At 57.5% G+C, this 16,153-nt stretch carries 16 protein-coding genes; 3 read left to right on the top strand and 13 right to left on the bottom strand.

The window, feature by feature from the left end:
- Positions 1 to 32: 32 nt before the first annotated feature.
- Positions 33 to 317 carry a DUF1435 domain-containing protein gene (locus tag AC1RKG_RS15755; protein WP_020825103.1) on the bottom strand — a complete coding sequence of 95 codons (285 nt, stop codon included), beginning with the start codon at positions 315 to 317 and terminating at the stop codon, positions 33 to 35.
- A 263-nt stretch (positions 318 to 580) separates the two neighbouring features.
- On the opposite strand from AC1RKG_RS15755, the gene AC1RKG_RS15750 reads away from it, so the two are divergent.
- Positions 581 to 1,654 (top strand): GGDEF domain-containing protein, encoded by a 1,074-nt coding sequence (locus tag AC1RKG_RS15750; RefSeq protein WP_020825102.1) that lies wholly within the window; start codon positions 581 to 583, stop codon positions 1,652 to 1,654.
- Positions 1,655 to 1,671: 17 nt separating this feature from the next.
- Here the strand turns inward: AC1RKG_RS15750 and fucP are convergent, their stop codons facing one another.
- The 7 genes from fucP to AC1RKG_RS15715 all read right to left on the bottom strand — a co-directional run bounded on the left by fucP (position 1,672) and on the right by AC1RKG_RS15715 (position 7,964).
- Entirely contained in the window at positions 1,672 to 2,901 is a 1,230-nt protein-coding gene (fucP, locus tag AC1RKG_RS15745; protein ID WP_048762889.1) for an L-fucose:H+ symporter permease, read from the bottom strand.
- A gap of 27 nt (positions 2,902 to 2,928) precedes the next feature.
- Positions 2,929 to 3,288 (bottom strand): L-rhamnose mutarotase, encoded by a 360-nt coding sequence (locus AC1RKG_RS15740; RefSeq protein ID WP_046374566.1) that lies wholly within the window; start codon positions 3,286 to 3,288, stop codon positions 2,929 to 2,931.
- Positions 3,285 to 4,061: an L-fucose dehydrogenase gene (locus tag AC1RKG_RS15735; protein WP_129983289.1), complete on the bottom strand. Its 777-nt coding sequence runs from the start codon at positions 4,059 to 4,061 to the stop codon at positions 3,285 to 3,287. The genes AC1RKG_RS15740 and AC1RKG_RS15735 overlap by 4 nt, the downstream gene beginning before the upstream one ends.
- Positions 4,039 to 4,902, bottom strand: a complete 864-nt coding sequence (locus AC1RKG_RS15730; protein ID WP_122077044.1) for an amidohydrolase family protein — start codon at positions 4,900 to 4,902, stop codon at positions 4,039 to 4,041. Before AC1RKG_RS15730 ends, AC1RKG_RS15735 begins: the two co-directional genes overlap by 23 nt.
- 14 nt (positions 4,903 to 4,916) lie before the next feature.
- Positions 4,917 to 6,194, bottom strand: a complete 1,278-nt coding sequence (locus AC1RKG_RS15725; protein WP_493183469.1) for an L-fuconate dehydratase — start codon at positions 6,192 to 6,194, stop codon at positions 4,917 to 4,919.
- Between the two features lie 14 nt (positions 6,195 to 6,208).
- Positions 6,209 to 7,054 (bottom strand): fumarylacetoacetate hydrolase family protein, encoded by an 846-nt coding sequence (locus AC1RKG_RS15720; protein ID WP_128865551.1) that lies wholly within the window; start codon positions 7,052 to 7,054, stop codon positions 6,209 to 6,211.
- Positions 7,055 to 7,223: 169 nt separating this feature from the next.
- Entirely contained in the window at positions 7,224 to 7,964 is a 741-nt protein-coding gene (locus AC1RKG_RS15715; RefSeq protein WP_020825095.1) for an SDR family oxidoreductase, read from the bottom strand.
- Positions 7,965 to 8,199: 235 nt separating this feature from the next.
- Between AC1RKG_RS15715 and AC1RKG_RS15710 the strand changes: the two genes are divergently transcribed.
- On the top strand, positions 8,200 to 8,958 hold the full coding sequence (locus tag AC1RKG_RS15710; RefSeq protein WP_020825094.1) for a FadR/GntR family transcriptional regulator: 759 nt from the start codon (positions 8,200 to 8,202) through the stop codon (positions 8,956 to 8,958).
- 327 nt (positions 8,959 to 9,285) lie between these two features.
- Complete coding sequence (gene ampH, locus AC1RKG_RS15705; protein WP_020825093.1) at positions 9,286 to 10,428, top strand: D-alanyl-D-alanine-carboxypeptidase/endopeptidase AmpH; 1,143 nt, start codon at positions 9,286 to 9,288, stop codon at positions 10,426 to 10,428.
- Positions 10,429 to 10,465: 37 nt separating this feature from the next.
- Here the strand turns inward: ampH and hpaC are convergent, their stop codons facing one another.
- The 5 genes from hpaC to hpaI form a co-directional block, all read right to left on the bottom strand.
- Positions 10,466 to 10,981 (bottom strand): 4-hydroxyphenylacetate 3-monooxygenase, reductase component, encoded by a 516-nt coding sequence (hpaC, locus tag AC1RKG_RS15700; protein ID WP_020825092.1) that lies wholly within the window; start codon positions 10,979 to 10,981, stop codon positions 10,466 to 10,468.
- A 17-nt stretch (positions 10,982 to 10,998) separates the two neighbouring features.
- The gene (gene hpaB, locus AC1RKG_RS15695; protein WP_493183466.1) at positions 10,999 to 12,561 is read right to left on the bottom strand and encodes a 4-hydroxyphenylacetate 3-monooxygenase, oxygenase component; all 1,563 of its coding nucleotides are present in this window, start codon (positions 12,559 to 12,561) and stop codon (positions 10,999 to 11,001) included.
- A gap of 315 nt (positions 12,562 to 12,876) precedes the next feature.
- On the bottom strand, positions 12,877 to 13,785 hold the full coding sequence (gene hpaA, locus AC1RKG_RS15690) for a 4-hydroxyphenylacetate catabolism regulatory protein HpaA (RefSeq protein WP_020825090.1): 909 nt from the start codon (positions 13,783 to 13,785) through the stop codon (positions 12,877 to 12,879).
- Positions 13,786 to 13,942: 157 nt separating this feature from the next.
- Entirely contained in the window at positions 13,943 to 15,313 is a 1,371-nt protein-coding gene (gene hpaX, locus AC1RKG_RS15685) for a 4-hydroxyphenylacetate permease (RefSeq protein WP_116691327.1), read from the bottom strand.
- A 30-nt stretch (positions 15,314 to 15,343) separates the two neighbouring features.
- Positions 15,344 to 16,138 (bottom strand): 4-hydroxy-2-oxoheptanedioate aldolase, encoded by a 795-nt coding sequence (gene hpaI / locus AC1RKG_RS15680; RefSeq protein ID WP_046375088.1) that lies wholly within the window; start codon positions 16,136 to 16,138, stop codon positions 15,344 to 15,346.
- Positions 16,139 to 16,153: the final 15 nt, after the last annotated feature.

The raw sequence follows: 16,153 nt of genomic DNA, 5'->3' as shown, positions 1-16,153 counted from the left end.
AACCAACACGCGATAGCGTGATTTTTGCGTTTTTATCCCAGATTGAAATTCAGGCTGATCGCCGCCAATCCCCCAGCCAATGCCATACAGGAAGGCAGCAGCAGGTAATGCCGCCAGCGGCTGTTGAACAACATCACCAGCGTCGCCAGCATGGCGATCACAATCAGCGTACGCAGTTGCATCATATCCAGGTTGATCAATGCCAGTAACGGCATTAAAGCGCAGGGCAACAAAACGCCCCAGGCGCTGGCCAGCCGATTGCCCAGGCACCAACTGACGCCCCACAACCCACACGCGGTAATCATGGCTGCAATCATGATAACCCTACCCTTCAAGTGATAATGATAACCAATATCATATAACACTTTTTTTCACTGCGCATCATTTTCGCCGCAACCACCAAACGCGGATGACATAACGGTGTAAAAATGATAGTTTGCCATAAGAAAATTCTTAGTCTTATTCGCATGTTAATAATCACAATCAACAACCATACAATGCGAATGTTTAATTCACGCCGATAGAATTTTTCGCCACCTTAATTTTTCGACAGATCGATATTGTGAAGAGTGAACTCCGTATGAACGCGCGTTCTTATCAGGAACTGCTGAACAGCAAACACCGCTTATCATTATTTTTATTTTTGTTAATGAACGCGGCCTCTTCCATATTTACATTATTGGTCCCATTTAATGACAAGCCAGCTTTTACCCTACCTTTATTAGGTATACCGATATTTTGTCTGGTGGCGCTGTTATTTACCTTGCAGTCTCCACGGTTATACGTCAAAAAATTGAATCTATTTTCCTGCGTGCTTGGCCTGCTGTGGGCTGCCCATATTTACGTTAAAAGTCAGTACTGTGCGCCGAACAACCAAAGTTTTCTATTAATTAGTCTGTTCAGTATGTTTTTTATCAGCGCCATTGCCTTAACCGATAACTTTATCGCTTTTTGCCTGCACGCCGTGCCTTCCGCCCTGGTTATTCTATTACTGGACGGTATGCACAATACCACCAGGATCGTATTCACCACGGTATTGCCGATTATCGCATTCTCTATTCATCATCTGATGCTCAAACGCAGCGAGCTTTTTACCCAAACGCTGGTAGCCAATCTGTATAACGAACGGGACCGGTTTAGCAATTTGAGCATGATCGATCCCTTAACCGGGCTTTATAACCGCCGGGGACTGGAAAATAAAATCAATATGCTGACGGTACCGCCGTCGGGTTGTCATTTCGTGGTGTTACTCGATATCGACCATTTCAAGGCTTATAACGATAACTATGGTCATACCATGGGCGATCAGGCGCTGGTGCAGGTTGCCATCACCATCCGCGATTCGGTGCGTTCTCGCGATATTGTGGTGCGCTACGGCGGGGAAGAGTTTCTGGTGCTGCTGACCAACGTCAGCGAGGATTACGCCACCCAGTTGGCCGAACGGGTGCGGCTGCGGGTGCAGGGATTAAAAATCCCCCATCGCTTCAACCAGTTGGAAAGCACCACTGTGACGCTCAGCGCCGGGATCTCCGCCTTGGACAAACTTGACGTATCCTCGGCGATCCGTGCGGCCGATGCCGCCTTGTATCAGGCGAAAAACAACGGCCGCAATAATATTCAGTTGGCGCCTAGCGTGCAGCCCGCCGCTGTCTGAGCCGGCGGGCCAGACTTTTAGCGACGGCGCTGCTGCAAACCGTAAACAAACACCACGCCGAAGCACAACAGCGGCAGCACATACGACAGTGCCGTACTGTATTTGTCCGCCAGCGCCCCCATAAAGTAAGGCATGATGGCCCCCCCGACGATCGCCATGATCATAAAGGAGCTGGCACGCTTGGTGTGTTTGCCCATGTTTTTCACCCCCAGGGCGAAAATGGTCGGGAACATGATCGACATAAAGAAGAACACTGCGATCAACGCCACCACCGAGACCCCATCCAGGCTGAGCATCACCACGCCACACAGCGCAATGTTAATCAGCGAGTAGATCATCAGCAACGTGGCCGGCTTGACCCGGCCCATCAGCCAGGTGCTGAAGAAGCGCCCGACCATAAAGCAAATCATGGCGATAGAAAGCAAGTAGGACGCACTTTGGTTGGACACTTCGTTCCAGTGTTCGGTGGCGTAGTTGATAAAGAATGCACCGACGCCCACTTGGGCTGCCACATAGAAGAACTGGGTGATCACCCCGCCGACAAAGTGTTTGTGCTGCCATAGCCCCTGAACGATTTCACCGTGTTCCGGTTGCTCTTCTTCACGAATGTCCGGCAGCCGGGTGCGGCCGAACAAAAAGGCAATCAGCAGCACCAGCACGGCGATCGCCACATAGGTCATCTTCACCGCGCTCTGGTCGCCGCTGCTCGCCCCTTGGGTGGCAGAGAAAAACAGCGTGCCGCCGATCATCGGGCCGATAAACTGCCCCAGACCGTTAAACGACTGGGAAAGGTTCAACCGCCGTTCGGCCCCCTTCGCGTCGCCCAGTACCGTGGCATAAGGGTTGGCCGCCGTTTCCAGGCAGCCCAGCCCACAGGCAATGACAAACAGCGCGAACAGGAACATGGCGAAGCTGTTGGCGGATGCCGCCGGCACAAACAGCAACGCCCCCAGCGCATACAGGCACAGCCCGACCAAAATTCCGGCCTTGTACCCTTTCTTATCCATAAAATAGCCGGCGGGCAGCGCCACCAGGAAGTAGGCGCCGAAATATGCCGCCTGCAATAATCCCGACTGCGCCTTGGTAACGTGCAATGTCTCCTGGAAGTGTTTGTTTAATACGTCCAACAGGCCATACGACAACCCCCACATAAAGAACAGGCTGGTGACCAGAATAAAAGCCCAGCGCAGGTTGGCGGTTGACTTGACGCCCAGCTGTGGCGGGGCCGCACTTTTTTCAGCAAGCATTGATATATCCTCGGTAGGGTAACGATGTTATTGTTTTTGCAAAGAAAATATCTGCTCCATCTCCACCCATTTTTCGCCTTTCGGCGTCCAGGGGGTGGCGACCTGGTATTGCCACATCAGGGCTTCCCAGCGCTGCACGTGGGGGTTGCTCAGGCCGGCGGCGGCAAACCGCGCGGCATCGAACTCGGTACTAACGTCAACAATCATGAACAGCCGGGTGCCCAGCCGATAAATCTCCATATCCAAAATGCCGTGCTCCCGCAGATGAGCGGCAATCTCCGGCCAGATACGCTGGTGATGGTGCAGGTACTCCTCGATCAGCGCCGGTGAATCGACCAGATCGAGCGCCTGACAAAAGCGCCGTCCTCTGTCCGCCGCGCCACTCATGTGATCGCCCGATCAAGATGCAGATAACCGCCATCCACCGACAGCCATTGCCCGGTGGTGTGCGACGAACGCGATGAAATCAAAAACACCACGGTGTTGGCGATTTCCTGCGGCGTGGTCATCCGATGTTCGAGAGGAATGCGTGCGGTAATTTTCTCGAGCTGCTGTTCCGGCTGCTCGAAGGTACTGATCCAACGCTGATACTGCGGTGTGATCACCTCCGCCGGAACCACCGCATTCACCCGTACGCCTTCATGGCGCAGCGACACCGCCCACTCGCGGGTCAACGCCAGCACGGCGCCCTTGGCGGCGGTATAACCGCTGGTGCCGCCCTGTCCGCTCAGGGCCGTTTTGGAAGCGATGTTGACGATGGCACCCTTGCTGTTTTGCAGCGCCGACTGACACAGGTGCGCCATCAGGTAGTAATGGATCAGGTTTTTCTCCAGCGATCCGACAAAGGCCTCGCGGCCGGCCTCCAACCCCACGCCATCGTTAACACCGGCGTTATTCACCAGCGCATCGATGCGGCCGAAGGTCTCTTGCGTTTGTGCCACCGCCCGTCGACAATCCCGCTCTTCGCATAAGTCGGTGATGATCACCGCACTCTGCGGCTGCAACCGCCGTAGCTGCGCCAGAAACTCCGCCTCTGGCGCAGCGTTGGTGACAATCACCGGGATCGCCCCTTCCTCCGCCAGCAGCAGGGTGATGGCCGCACCGATGCCGGAACCGCCGCCGGTGACGATCACCACCTTATCTTTCAGATACAGATCCATAACCAGACTCCGTTAAGCCATAAATTCGGCAGGCGGTGCCGCCCCAAATCTCCGCCTGTTGCGAAGGACTCAGCGTGGCGATCGCCTGCTCACTCAGTTGATAAACCTGGCCATAGTCCCCGGCCAGCAGGCACACCGGCCAGTCGGAACCAAACATCAGCCGCTGCGGGCCGAATGCCTCCAGCGCCGCATCAAAAAACGGCAGCAGCTGCGATGCCTGCCACCGGCCACCGGGCACCTCGGTGATAAGCCCCGACAGTTTGCAGACCACATGGCCCAATGCCGCCAACGGCTTGATTTGCTGCGCCCAGTGCTTCGCGCCCAAAGCGATATCCGGTTTACCGAGATGGTCCAATACCAACCAGTAGTCGTCATGTTCAGCGGCAAACTGCGCCGCCGCCGTCAAGTGCCGGTGGGTGACCAACATGTCGTAGACGTAGCCCTGCCGCTGCAGCATCTGCATGCCGCGCCGCACTTCCGGCCGCGCCAGCCAGGCGTCCGGCTGCGGTTCATCCTGCACCAGATGACGCAGGCCACGCAGCAGAGGCTGCTGCCGCCATTCATCAAGCCGCTGCGCCAGCTGCGGCGCAGTGATGTCCAGCCAGCCCACTACCCCGCAGACGCCACGGCTCTGCTGCACCTGTGCCAACAGTTCCTGTGTTTCCTGCTCGCCGTGGCGGGCCTGCACCACCAGCGCACCGTCAAAACCGTGGCGCTGCAGCAACGGATCAAGCTGCGCCGGACCAAAGTCCTGCTGCAGCACCGCCATCTGCTCGCTGATCCACGGGTAGCGTTGCGGATGGTATTGCCAGTAATGTTGGTGGGCATCGATGCGCAGCATGGGCTGTTTCCCGTTCAACCGCGGAACCGATACTGTTCGAGCGATGACGCGTGCATCTCGATCGAGTAACCCGGATGACGTGGCGGCATATAGGCCGCCCCCTTGACGTCGCAAGGGTGAACAAAGTGTTCATGCAAGTGATCGACATATTCGATCACCCGTCCTTCGTGGGTACCGGCAATGCACAGGTAGTCGATCATCGACAGATGCTGAACGTATTCACACAGCCCCACACCTCCGGCATGCGGACACACCGGCAGGTTGTATTTGGCCGCCATCAGCATCACCGCCAGCACTTCATTGACGCCCCCCAGGCGACAGGCGTCGATCTGCACTACGTCAATCGCTTCGCGCATGATGAACTGCTTGAACATAATGCGGTTTTGGCACATCTCGCCGGTGGCAACCTTGACCGGATGAACCCCTTCGCGAATGCGACGGTGCCCTTCGACATCATCCGGGCTGGTGGGCTCTTCGATAAACCAGGGCTTGGCGAATGCCAGATGTTTCACCCAAGGGATGGCGTCGTTGACCTCCCAGACCTGGTTGGCGTCGATCATCAGTTGACGATCGGGGCCGATGACCTCGCGAGCAATGCGCACGCGGCGGATATCGTCTTCCAGATCGCGCCCCACCTTCAGCTTCAGGTAGGAGAAACCGGCATCGACCGCTTCCTGACACAGCCGACGCAGCTTGTCGTCCGGGTAGCCCAGCCACCCGGCGGAGGTGGTGTAACAGGGGTAGCCTTCCTCCAGCAGCCGTTCCAGACGCTGCTCTTTACCCTGCGCCCGCTGTTTGAGCAGCGTGAGCGCCTCCTGCGGCGTAATGCAGTCGGTGATGTAGCGAAAATCGATGCAGCGCACCAGTTCCTCTGGCGTCATCTCCGCCACCAGCCGCCACACCGGCTTCCCCTCGGCTTTGGCCCACAGATCCCAAACTGCGTTGATCACCGCGCCGGTCGCCAGGTGGATCGCCCCCTTGTCCGGCCCGATCCAACGCAGTTGGCTGTCGCTGGTAAAACGACGCCAAAAGGCCCCCATATCGGCGGCGATCTCTTCCAGAGTGACACCGACGATCTGGTGCTCCAGCGCGCGGATCGCCGCGCAGCAGATCTCATTGCCGCGGCCAATGGTAAAAGTCAGCCCGTGGCCGCTCAGATCGGCGCGATCGGTATCCAGGATCACATAAGCGGCGGAGTAGTCGGGATCCGGATTCATCGCATCGGATCCGTCCAGCGCCAGTGAAGTCGGGAAGCGAATATCTTCCACCCGCAGTGCGGTAATCGTTGTCATGGCAATGCTCCCCATCAGGCCTGTACGGTTGTTTGACGCTGTTCACCCAATCCCTCGATACCCAGCCGCATCGTCTGCCCGGCTTTCAGGTAGAGAGCCGTGGGTTTCTGCCCCATGCCGACGCCCGGCGGCGTACCGGTCGAAATCACATCGCCCGGTTGCAGGCTCATAAAACGGCTCAGGTAACTGATAATTTGCGGAATGCGGAAGATCATGGTGCTGGTGTTGCCGTCCTGATAACGCTTGCCGTCCACCTCCAGCCACAGGTTCAGGCTATGGGGATCGGCAATTTCGTCGGCGGTCACCAGCCAGGGGCCGGTGGGGCCAAAGGTGTCGCAGCCTTTGCCTTTGTCCCAGGTACCGCCGCGTTCAATCTGGAATTCACGCTCCGAAACGTCGTTAATCACGCAGTAACCGGCGACGTGGCGCATCGCGTCCTGTTCGCTGATATAGCGTCCGCCCTGGCCAATAATCACGCCCAGCTCCACTTCCCAGTCCGTTTTAAGCGAGTCACGCGGGATTTGTACCTCATCGTTCGGCCCGACCACCGCGCTGGTCCATTTGTTGAACACTACCGGCTCGGAGGGGATCGCCGCGCCGGTTTCCGCCGCATGGTCGGCATAATTGAGGCCAATGCAGATAAATTTGCCGATGTGGCCCACGCACGGCCCCAGTCGCGGTTGTCCTTCCACCCGCGGTAGTTGGTTGATGTCCAGCGCACGCAGTTTGTCCAAGGCCGCCGGCAGCAACGCATCTCCGCTCAGGTCGGCAATATGCTGCGACAGGTCGCGGATCTGCCCGTGCGGATCCAATATTCCTGGGCGTTCCTGTCCCGGTGCGCCGTAACGTAAAAGTTTCATGGTGTCCTCACTCTAAAAATGTTCCAAAGGGATGAGTCAGCAGGTGTCATGAGCGCAGGCAGTTTGAGTGCGGACAGCGCACAGGACCCGGAGCGTACACAGAGTACGTGAGGAGTCCGAGCACTGCCCAAGCTCAAAATGGCAAGCGTAATAGCCTGATGGCCATTCCTCAGTTGCTCCAGCCGCCATCGATAATCTGTACCGTCCCTGTGGTGTAGGAGCTGGCGTCAGAGGCCAGATACAGCGCCAATTGGGCGATCTCGCCGGTGGTGCCGATACGGCCAATCGGTTGACGAGCCACAAACGCCTGGTACACCTCTTCTTCGCTGCGTCCCTGTTCACGCGCCTGCTCGGCGATGCGCTGCCGCAGCGAAGGCGACTCCACCGTACCGGGGCAAATGGCGTTGCAACGGATGCCCTGAGTGACGTAATCCGCCGCCACCGAACGCGTCAGGCCGATTACCGCCGCCTTGGTGGCGCTGTAGGCAAAGCGGTTAGGCACTCCTTTCACGCTGGAAGCCACCGAGGACATATTGATAATCGACCCGTTTTTTCGCGCCAGCATGCCGGGCAGAAAGGCGCGGATCATGCGGTACATCGCGGTCACATTCAGATCCAGCGCAAATGCCCACTGATCCTCACTGCACTCCAGGATTGATCCGCTGTGTACCACGCCGGCGCAGTTGAACAGCACGTCGATCGGACCAAGGCTTTCCGCCGCTGCCGCAATCGCCGCGGCATCGGTGACGTTAAGCGTCATTGGCTCGATGCCGGGCAAACCCTGCAGTTGCTCGGTGTTGATGTCGGTGGCAATGACTTGCGCGCCTGCCTCAGCAAAAAGTTTGGCGGTACTGAAGCCAATCCCCTGGCCGGCGGCGGTGATCAGCACGCGTTTTCCGGTTAAATTCATTTTCGCTCCCTTGGCTTAAAGGTCTAATGGTCAGGCCACTCAGGGCGATTAAAGGTCAGGCCTTTAACATGACAAAAGACGCTTTACGCGTTATGGTTTGGTGAGAATGTTATGAGATACACTTGGAACAGCTTTTTGATTAACCAATTTTTTACACTTGAATAACGATTACTCAAGCGGTTTGACTAATAACTGTGCGCTGAATCACTTAACACGGAAAAGGCCAAGGTAAAAAATGCCGATCACCCGACTGGAAAACCCTCGTATTTACAGACAGATAGCCGACCAATTGAAACGGCTTATCGATAACAATGAATTTCCTCCCGGCAGCCGCCTGCCCTCCGAACGCGATCTGGCCCAGCAGTTACAGGTTAGCCGGGCCTCCGTTCGAGAGGCGTTGATCGCGCTGGAAGTGATTGGCCTGGTGGATGTCAAAGTCGGCAACGGGGTGATCGTCCGGGCGCAAACGCCGGTGATGACATCGCAAGAGCCGGTGATGGCCCAGGCCGGCCGGGATCAGTGGGCGGAAATCGATGATGAATTGAATATCGAGCTGGATTTTAACGCCGAGCTGCCGCCGTTCTCACTGCTGCAAACCCGCCTGTTGATCGAACCCGAAACGGCGGCATTGGCAGCACGGCACGCCACCGATCAGGAACTGGCGGGCATCCGTGAGGCCTACGAGCAAAACTGCCGTGATAACCGCGCGGGATCGGCCACCCATCCAGGCGATCGGCTGTTCCATATCCGCATCGCCCAGGCCAGCGGCAACCCAGCTTATGCCTTTATCATCGGCCACCTGCTCGGCCACCGCTACGGCAGCATGTTCCGCGTACTTCAGCGTCACTATACGCCGGATGACATGCCGCACCGTTCCGAGCAGGAACACCGGGAAATTCTGGCCGCTATCGAGGCGCGTGACGTGCGTGGCGCACGCAAGGCGATGAAAGCGCATCTGGACGAAGTGATCGCCATTTTCGCCCGCGCGCAGTAGGACGATTGGTCGGCATCAGGGCGGTGAGAAATTTTTTCTCAAACCGCCTTTTTTCCACATGCAGCCAAGGCTCAGGCACATTACACTGACAGCATATTGCATTGCACCCTATGGCTTTCAAGTTGCAGCCAGGCGACCTGCTCGCTCATCCCCAGCTTTTGTAGGGGCGCCGCATGCGGCGCCCGCATTAATCGGGGCGAATATATTCGCCCCCTAGAGTAACTGGGGTGAGTGACAAATCTGTCGGAAACGGATTTGAACGCTGCGGCTTGAAAGACGACGGGTATAGGCCCTTTCACTGCTGCCTTTTAAAATGGATAACCATCGTTGAAGAACTCTTTCTCCGCTTCATTGCTGGCGCTGAGCCTGTGTGCCGCACCGCTGGCCGCGCAGGCCGCCGCCCCGCAGCTGGCTTCGCAAATCGTCGACCAATATGCCGAGCACATTTTCTACAACAGCGGCGCCACCGGCATGGCGCTGGTGGTAATCGACGGCAATCAGGTGGTTAACCGCAGTTTTGGCGACACCAAACCCGGTAACAACCTGCGTCCGCGCCCGGATTCCCTGATCCGCATCGCCTCAATCACCAAGCTGATGACCAGCGAAGTGATGGTAAAAATGGCGGCGGAAGGCCGGGTCAAGCTCACCGATCCGCTGCGCAAATACGCCCCGTCCGGTGCCTACGTACCGGCTTATAACGCTCGCCAGCCGATCACCTTGCTGAACCTGGCCACCCACACCAGCGCACTGCCGCGTGAGCAACCGGGCAAGAAACCGCCTAAAACGCCGGTGTTCACCTGGCCGACCAAAGCACAGCGCTGGCAGTGGCTGGAGCATGCCAACGTGACGGTACCGCCGGGCGTACGTGCCTCTTATTCCAACCTGGCGTATGACCTGCTGGCGGATGCGCTGTCACGGGCGGCGGGTAAACCTTACAGCGCCCTGCTGAAAGAAAAAATCACCGCGCCGCTCGGTATGGTCGACACCACCCTGACCCCCAGTGCCGAGCAGTGCTCACGGCTGATGGTTGCCTCAGCCGGCCCTAGTGCCTGCCGCGATACCACGGCCGCGGCCGGCAGCGGCGGCGTTTACTCTACCCCACGCGATATGCAGCGCTGGATGCAACAGTTCCTCACTTCCAACGTCTCCGGCCCACGCAAATCAACCGCGGCCAGTGAGCAGACCATGTACTTCCAGCGTAACGATCTGGTTTCGCTCAAAGGGATGGATGTGCCGGGTGAAGCCAGCGCCCTGGGATTGGGATGGGTGTATATGGCGCCGAACGGCGAACTGCCGGGGATTATTCAGAAAACCGGCGGTGGCGGTGGCTTTATCACCTATATGGCGATGATCCCGCAGAAAAACGTTGGGGTATTTGTGGTGGTAACCCGCTCGGAACTGAGTAAATTCACCAACATGAGCGATCCGGTTAACCGGCTGGTCGCCGAGTTGGCGACCAACAAAAGCTAATGCCGTAACGGGGCGCAGCCCGTGCGCCCCGCCGTTTTCAGACTAACGCCGCCATCTTGTGCATCACCGGATGGAAGTTGCGTTTGAAGTAGATCAGGCCGTTACCGCCCGCACTCACCCGGATCTGGCGGATCTGCACCAGATAAACCTGATGGGTGCCAATGCTCTGGATCTGCTCGATCTCCCCTTCCAGACTGGCCAGCGTGTTACGCAGCACCGGCTGATTCAGTGCGCCGTTCTGCCACTCCTCCAGACGGAAACGATCCTCCATGCTGAGTTCGGTCATACCGGCGAAGTGGCGCGCCATCAGCTCCTGCTCATGGTTCAATACGTTAACGCACAGACGCTGATTCGCCTGGAAAACCGGGTTCATCGCGCTGTTGCGGTTAATGCAAACCAGCAGCGTCGGCGGCGTATCGGTCACCGAGCACACGGCGGTGGCGGTAATGCCGCAGCGCCCCGCAGGACCGTCGGTAGTGACGATATTCACCGCGGCGGACAGGCTGGCCATCGCGTCGCGAAACAGCAAACGGTGTTCATTTTCCTGAGACATACACCCCTCCTTCAGGATCACTTGAGCAAGTTATCCAGCTGATTAATGTCACCATTATTATGCAGATGCGGCACTTTCCAACCGTGCTGGTCGTAGTCGGACAGGCATTTGTCGACCATCTCCATCATCTGGTTCATGGCGCCGGATCCCTGTGCGTTGCGCAGACACTGCAGGCGGATCTCATCCTGGCTGCCGGCGTAGTTGATCTCATACAGCTCGTGGCGACCGCCGAATTCGCTGCCGATCGCATCCCACATCAGCTTGAGGATCTTGATGCGTTCAACGTGATCCATACCGTCGGATCCGCGCACGTAACGAGCCAGGTATTTATCGATCTCTGGATTATTCATGTCGCGCACGCTGGACGGCAGATAAATCAAACCGCTGGTGACGTTCTTTTCGATAATGTGCTTCACCTTGGTGTAGGCCATTGGTGCCATCACGCGGTAAGTTTGCATCGCGGTGGAATCCGGCAGATAAGCGCCGTTTTCCCATTGGGTGGCCTCGGCGCACATCGCATCGCTCAGTGACCAGAACATATTGCGCCAGGCCACCACTTCGCCAAGATCGGCCTGTACGCCACGGAACTCCAGCACGCCGGTACAGGACAGGCTTTTTTGCAGCAGCGCGGTGATAAAGTCCATCTTCACCGCCAGGCGCACACAGGCCTGCAGCGGGAACAGACGAGCGAACCCCCCTTGCGTACTCCAGCGACGACAACGATCGAAATCGCGGTAGATCAGCACGTTTTCCCACGGGATCAGCACATGATCCATAATCAGGATCGCATCGTTCTCATCGAAACGGCTCGAAAGCGGATAATCGAACGGGGATCCCGTTGCGCCCGCCACCAGCTCATAAGAGGCGCGAGAAATCAGCTTCACCCCTTCGGCATCCATCGGCGCCACAAACATCAACGCGAAGTCCGGGTTATCCCCCATCACCTGGGCAGAACCAAAACCGATAAAGTTATAGTGGGTCAGCGCCGAGTTGGTTGCCACCACCTTGGCCCCGCTGACGATAATGCCCGCGTCGGTCTCTTTCTCCACCTGAATGTAAACGTCTTTCACTTCGTTGACCGGCTTGTGGCGGTCAATCGGTGGGTTAACGATAGCGTGGTTAAAGTACAGGCCGGTTTCCTGAATGCGTTTGTACCAGTGGCGCGCGTTATCGGCGAACTGACCATAAAACTCGGGATAAGCCCCCAGCGCACACCCGAAGGCTGCTTTGTAGTCCGGGGTGCGCCCCATCCAACCGTAACTCTGGCGCGACCAGTCGGCGATAGCATCACGCTGCTGGCGCATCTCTTCCGGGCTGCGGGCGTAGCGGAAGAATTTGTGAGTGTAACCGCCGTTGCCGGTATCGGTGTTCCAGCACAGGCGATCCTGGCTGACCGGATCGTGCAGCGCGTCGTACAGTTGACCGACCGAAGCCGCTGCATTACGGAATGCCGGGTGAGTGGTGACATCTTTCACTCGTTTGCCGTAGATATAAATCTCACGGCCGTCCTGCAAACTTTTCAGGTATTCGGCACCGGTGAACGGGCGTTTGTTGTCAGCACGAAAGTCTTCAGGTTTCATTAAGCATTCCTCGTAATCGGCCGTATCCTTCATATTTGCAGTTGCCGCGGTGTTGACTGCGCTCCCTCACCCGAATCACTGACCAAAGTCAGCTCATCGGGATGCGTTCACTGGTCGCCTTGCTGCAACTCCAACTATTTTGGCTAGCACTAATATCGTTTGAACATTTCATTGTTAATAAAATGTTTTCTTTTGGTTGCTTAATTGAAGCTTCCAGGGCCGGTTTCGAGAAGAGACTTTTGCGGCAAACGCCGGTACTTTTCAGGCGGGTTGGCCACAATCGCCGCGAATTGTGATCCAGACGGTGTTCCGCCGTTATGAAAGGGGATGCTGCGCGGCGCGGTAGGTCGAGGGTGAACAGCCTTCCAGACGATTGAAGAAACGCGCGAAATAGGCCGGATCCTTAAAGCCCAGGCTATAGGCGGTTTCATGCACCGTACAGGCGCTGAATAGCAGCATGCGCTTGGCTTCGCGCAGCAGGCGATCGAAGATCAAACGTTTGGGGGGCTGATTGGCAAACCGTCGGCACAAATCGTTGAGCCGCGATTCGGTGACGCCGAGCGCCTGAGCATAGTCCGGCACCGCCAGGTGATCGCGAAAACGCTCATCGACCATCTTGTTGAAACGCTGGAACAGTTTCAGCTCACCCCGCACGCCGCTGGTGGCGGTATCCTCCAGCGTGGTATTGCGCAACAGCAGGGTAAACACCGCCTGCGCCAATAGCACCAGCGTCTGTTCGCGGCCCACCAACCTCTGGCTGAACTCACGCCGGATCAGCGCCCAGTAATGGCTAAGCGCGGTCAATTCCTGCGGTGCATCCGCCAGTGAAAGGCAAATGCCCGGCATGTCCAACGCCAGATTGCTGCCAGGGTAGAGGCGCTCCAGCAAAGGCCAAATCAGCTCCTGGCGCACCGTCAGCACGTGGCCGTCGCTGTCCGGTTCGGTGAAAAACGCATGGGGTACCGAGGGCGGCGTCAGGATGAACAGCGGTGCCTGCACCGAATAGTGCTGGCTGTCCAGCTGCAGCTCTATCTTGCCGGTCTCCAGAAAATGCATCTGGAAAAACCGATCGTGCCAATGCACCTGCATATCGCGGCCAAAAAACGCCGCCAGTCCGGCGAAGGTTTCATAGTGCACTTCGTCGGTGGCGTAACGCGCATCGTACTCTTTGCAGATATCGATATTGGCGATAAAACCGGTACTTTTCTGCACATCATCCTCCATCAGCGATGAGATCAGTGATAAGCCTTTTATTAGGCGTCATTGTCGCAGACAGTTTGGCCATGAACAGCGCGCAGGAACCCGAGCGTACACGCAGTACGTAAGGGGTCCGAGCACTGCCCTAGGCCAAAATGGCAAGTAAAATAGCCTAATATCAGGCTTATGGCGTGGCCCGTGGACGCGAGCCCTGCATCGGGATCCGCCACACGATCACGGCACCGATGACCAACAACGCCGAAACGAAATACAGCCCAGAGTTAAAGCTGCCGGTCAGATCCTTAAACCAGCCGATCAATACCGGGCTGACCGCCGATCCGATATTGCCGGTGGCATTGATCACCGCGATCCCAATCGCCCTCGCCTCGAGGCTGATGGACTGATCCGGCGTAGTCCAGAAGATCGCCATCGCCGTGAACGACCCCACCGACGCCATCACGATCCCCAGCAGCTGGATCATGCTGTGATCGGTGGCCGACGCCAGCAGCCAACCGGCAGCGGCAAACAGGTACGGCAGCGCGGTGTGGTGTTTGCGCTCTTGCAGCCGATCCGATCTCTTACTCCACCACACCATACCGGCGATGGTACAGACTTGCGGGATCGCCGCCAGAATACCGATCACAATGTTGCTGCTGCTCTGGTTGAAGCTCTGCAGGATCTGCGGCGTCCAGATATTGATGGCGCTCAGGGTGTTGGTCAGACAGAAATAAGCCAGGGTATACATCAACACAATCGGCGTGAAAATTTCCCGCCACAGGCTGCGCTGTTGCAATGCCCGATGGCTGCCCGGCCCATTGGGCTGCACCAGTTGCAGTTTGTCCGCCTCCATCATCGCCTTCAGACTGGCCTTTTCCTCGTCGGTCAGCCATTTGGCTTTGGCAGGAGTATCGTCGAGGTAGAACCACACCACCACGCCCAACAGCACCGAAGGAATGCCCTCCAACAGGAACAGCCATTGCCACCCTTTGAGGTTCATCAGCCCGTCCAGCGCCAGAATATAGCCGGACACCAATGAGCCAATTGCCATGGTTACCGGCATGGCGATCATAAACAGCGCGTTGGCGCGAGCGCGGTAAAAAGCCGGGAACCAATAGGTGAGATACACCAAAATCCCCGGCAGAAAACCGGCCTCGGTAATGCCTACGATCATCCGCAATAGGTACAGGCTGGTCGGCCCGGTGGCGAACAGCGTGCAGGTCGAGGCGATGCCCCACAGCACCATGATGGTGGCGATCCAGCGTCGCGCGCCGACGATCCCCAACATGATATTGCTCGGAATGCCGAAGATCACGTAGGTGACGTAGAACAAGGTTGCCGCCAGGCCGAACATGGTCGAGCTCAGGCCGAGATCCTTGCCCATCGTCAGCCCGGCGAAACCGATGTTGATGCGGTCGAGGAAAGAGAAAACAAACAGCACAAACAGAAAAATAATCAGTCGCCGAAATAACTTTTTAATCACCGATTGCTCGGCGGCGGTTAACGCTTTATGTTGCTGCGCCGGGTTGACCGGCGGCAGCGAATCGACGTTGCTCATGGTGTCTCCAATAAGATGGCGGCCTGCAACCTAATAAACGCTCGGGGACTGTACGGGCGGCCGCTCTTGTTTAAAGCGGCTGGCCAAAGATTCCGCCGCTCGCGACAGCAGGGTGGTATCCACCCCTACTGCGACAAACAGCGCGCCGGACGCCAGATAGTGCTGCGCCAGTTCCGGGTTGGCCGTCAGAATGCCTGCTGCCTTACCGGCGGCGCTGATGCGCGCTATAGCGTCGTCGATGGTGCGCTGCACTTCCGGCTGCTGTGGATTGCCGGAAAAACCCATGTCGGCACTGAGATCCGCCGGGCCGATAAATACCCCGTCGACCCCCTCCACCTGCAGGATGGCATCCAGGTTTTTCACCGCCTCACGGGTTTCGATTTGCACCAGTACGCACATCTGCGCGTCGGCCTGTTGCAGGTAATTCGGCACCCTGTTCCAGCGGGAAGCACGAGCCAGCGCACTGCCAACGCCGCGTATGCCATGCGGCGGATAACGGGTGGCTCGCACCGCGTCACGCGCCTGTTCTGCGTTCTGGATCATCGGGATCAGCAGCGTCTGCGCACCGACGTCCAACAGTTGCTTGATCATCACCGGATCATTCCATGCCGGACGCACCACCGGATGACTCGGATAAGGCGCGATGGCCTGCAACTGGCCCAATACCGTTTGTACGTTGTTGGGCGCGTGTTCGCCATCGATCAGCAGCCAGTCGAAACCGGCCCCGGCCAGCATTTCTGCGCTGTAGCTGCTGCACAGCCCCAGCCACAGGCCAATCTGCGGGCGTTTTTCCTGCAACGCCTGCTTGAAAGGGTTGGTTAACATGGTGTTCTCCATTGG

Source organism: Serratia sp. GW822-FHT06D09 (assembly GCF_058799515.1).
Note: the sequence above shows the minus strand (reverse complement) of the source record. Positions and strands in the feature narration are given on the sequence as shown.

Coding starts and splice junctions, on each gene's coding strand:
- AC1RKG_RS15735 (WP_129983289.1), bottom strand. CDS start 4,061: ATGGATCTGTATCTGAAAGATAAGGTGGTGATCGTCACCGGCGGCGGT.
- AC1RKG_RS15750 (WP_020825102.1), top strand. CDS start 581: ATGAACGCGCGTTCTTATCAGGAACTGCTGAACAGCAAACACCGCTTA.
- hpaI (WP_046375088.1), bottom strand. CDS start 16,138: ATGTTAACCAACCCTTTCAAGCAGGCGTTGCAGGAAAAACGCCCGCAG.
- fucP (WP_048762889.1), bottom strand. CDS start 2,901: ATGCTTGCTGAAAAAAGTGCGGCCCCGCCACAGCTGGGCGTCAAGTCA.
- AC1RKG_RS15720 (WP_128865551.1), bottom strand. CDS start 7,054: ATGAAACTTTTACGTTACGGCGCACCGGGACAGGAACGCCCAGGAATA.
- hpaB (WP_493183466.1), bottom strand. CDS start 12,561: ATGAAACCTGAAGACTTTCGTGCTGACAACAAACGCCCGTTCACCGGT.
- AC1RKG_RS15755 (WP_020825103.1), bottom strand. CDS start 317: ATGATTGCAGCCATGATTACCGCGTGTGGGTTGTGGGGCGTCAGTTGG.
- hpaA (WP_020825090.1), bottom strand. CDS start 13,785: ATGGAGGATGATGTGCAGAAAAGTACCGGTTTTATCGCCAATATCGAT.
- hpaC (WP_020825092.1), bottom strand. CDS start 10,981: ATGTCTCAGGAAAATGAACACCGTTTGCTGTTTCGCGACGCGATGGCC.
- AC1RKG_RS15730 (WP_122077044.1), bottom strand. CDS start 4,902: ATGCTGCGCATCGATGCCCACCAACATTACTGGCAATACCATCCGCAA.
- AC1RKG_RS15740 (WP_046374566.1), bottom strand. CDS start 3,288: ATGAGTGGCGCGGCGGACAGAGGACGGCGCTTTTGTCAGGCGCTCGAT.
- AC1RKG_RS15715 (WP_020825095.1), bottom strand. CDS start 7,964: ATGAATTTAACCGGAAAACGCGTGCTGATCACCGCCGCCGGCCAGGGG.
- AC1RKG_RS15725 (WP_493183469.1), bottom strand. CDS start 6,194: ATGACAACGATTACCGCACTGCGGGTGGAAGATATTCGCTTCCCGACT.
- AC1RKG_RS15710 (WP_020825094.1), top strand. CDS start 8,200: ATGCCGATCACCCGACTGGAAAACCCTCGTATTTACAGACAGATAGCC.
- hpaX (WP_116691327.1), bottom strand. CDS start 15,313: ATGAGCAACGTCGATTCGCTGCCGCCGGTCAACCCGGCGCAGCAACAT.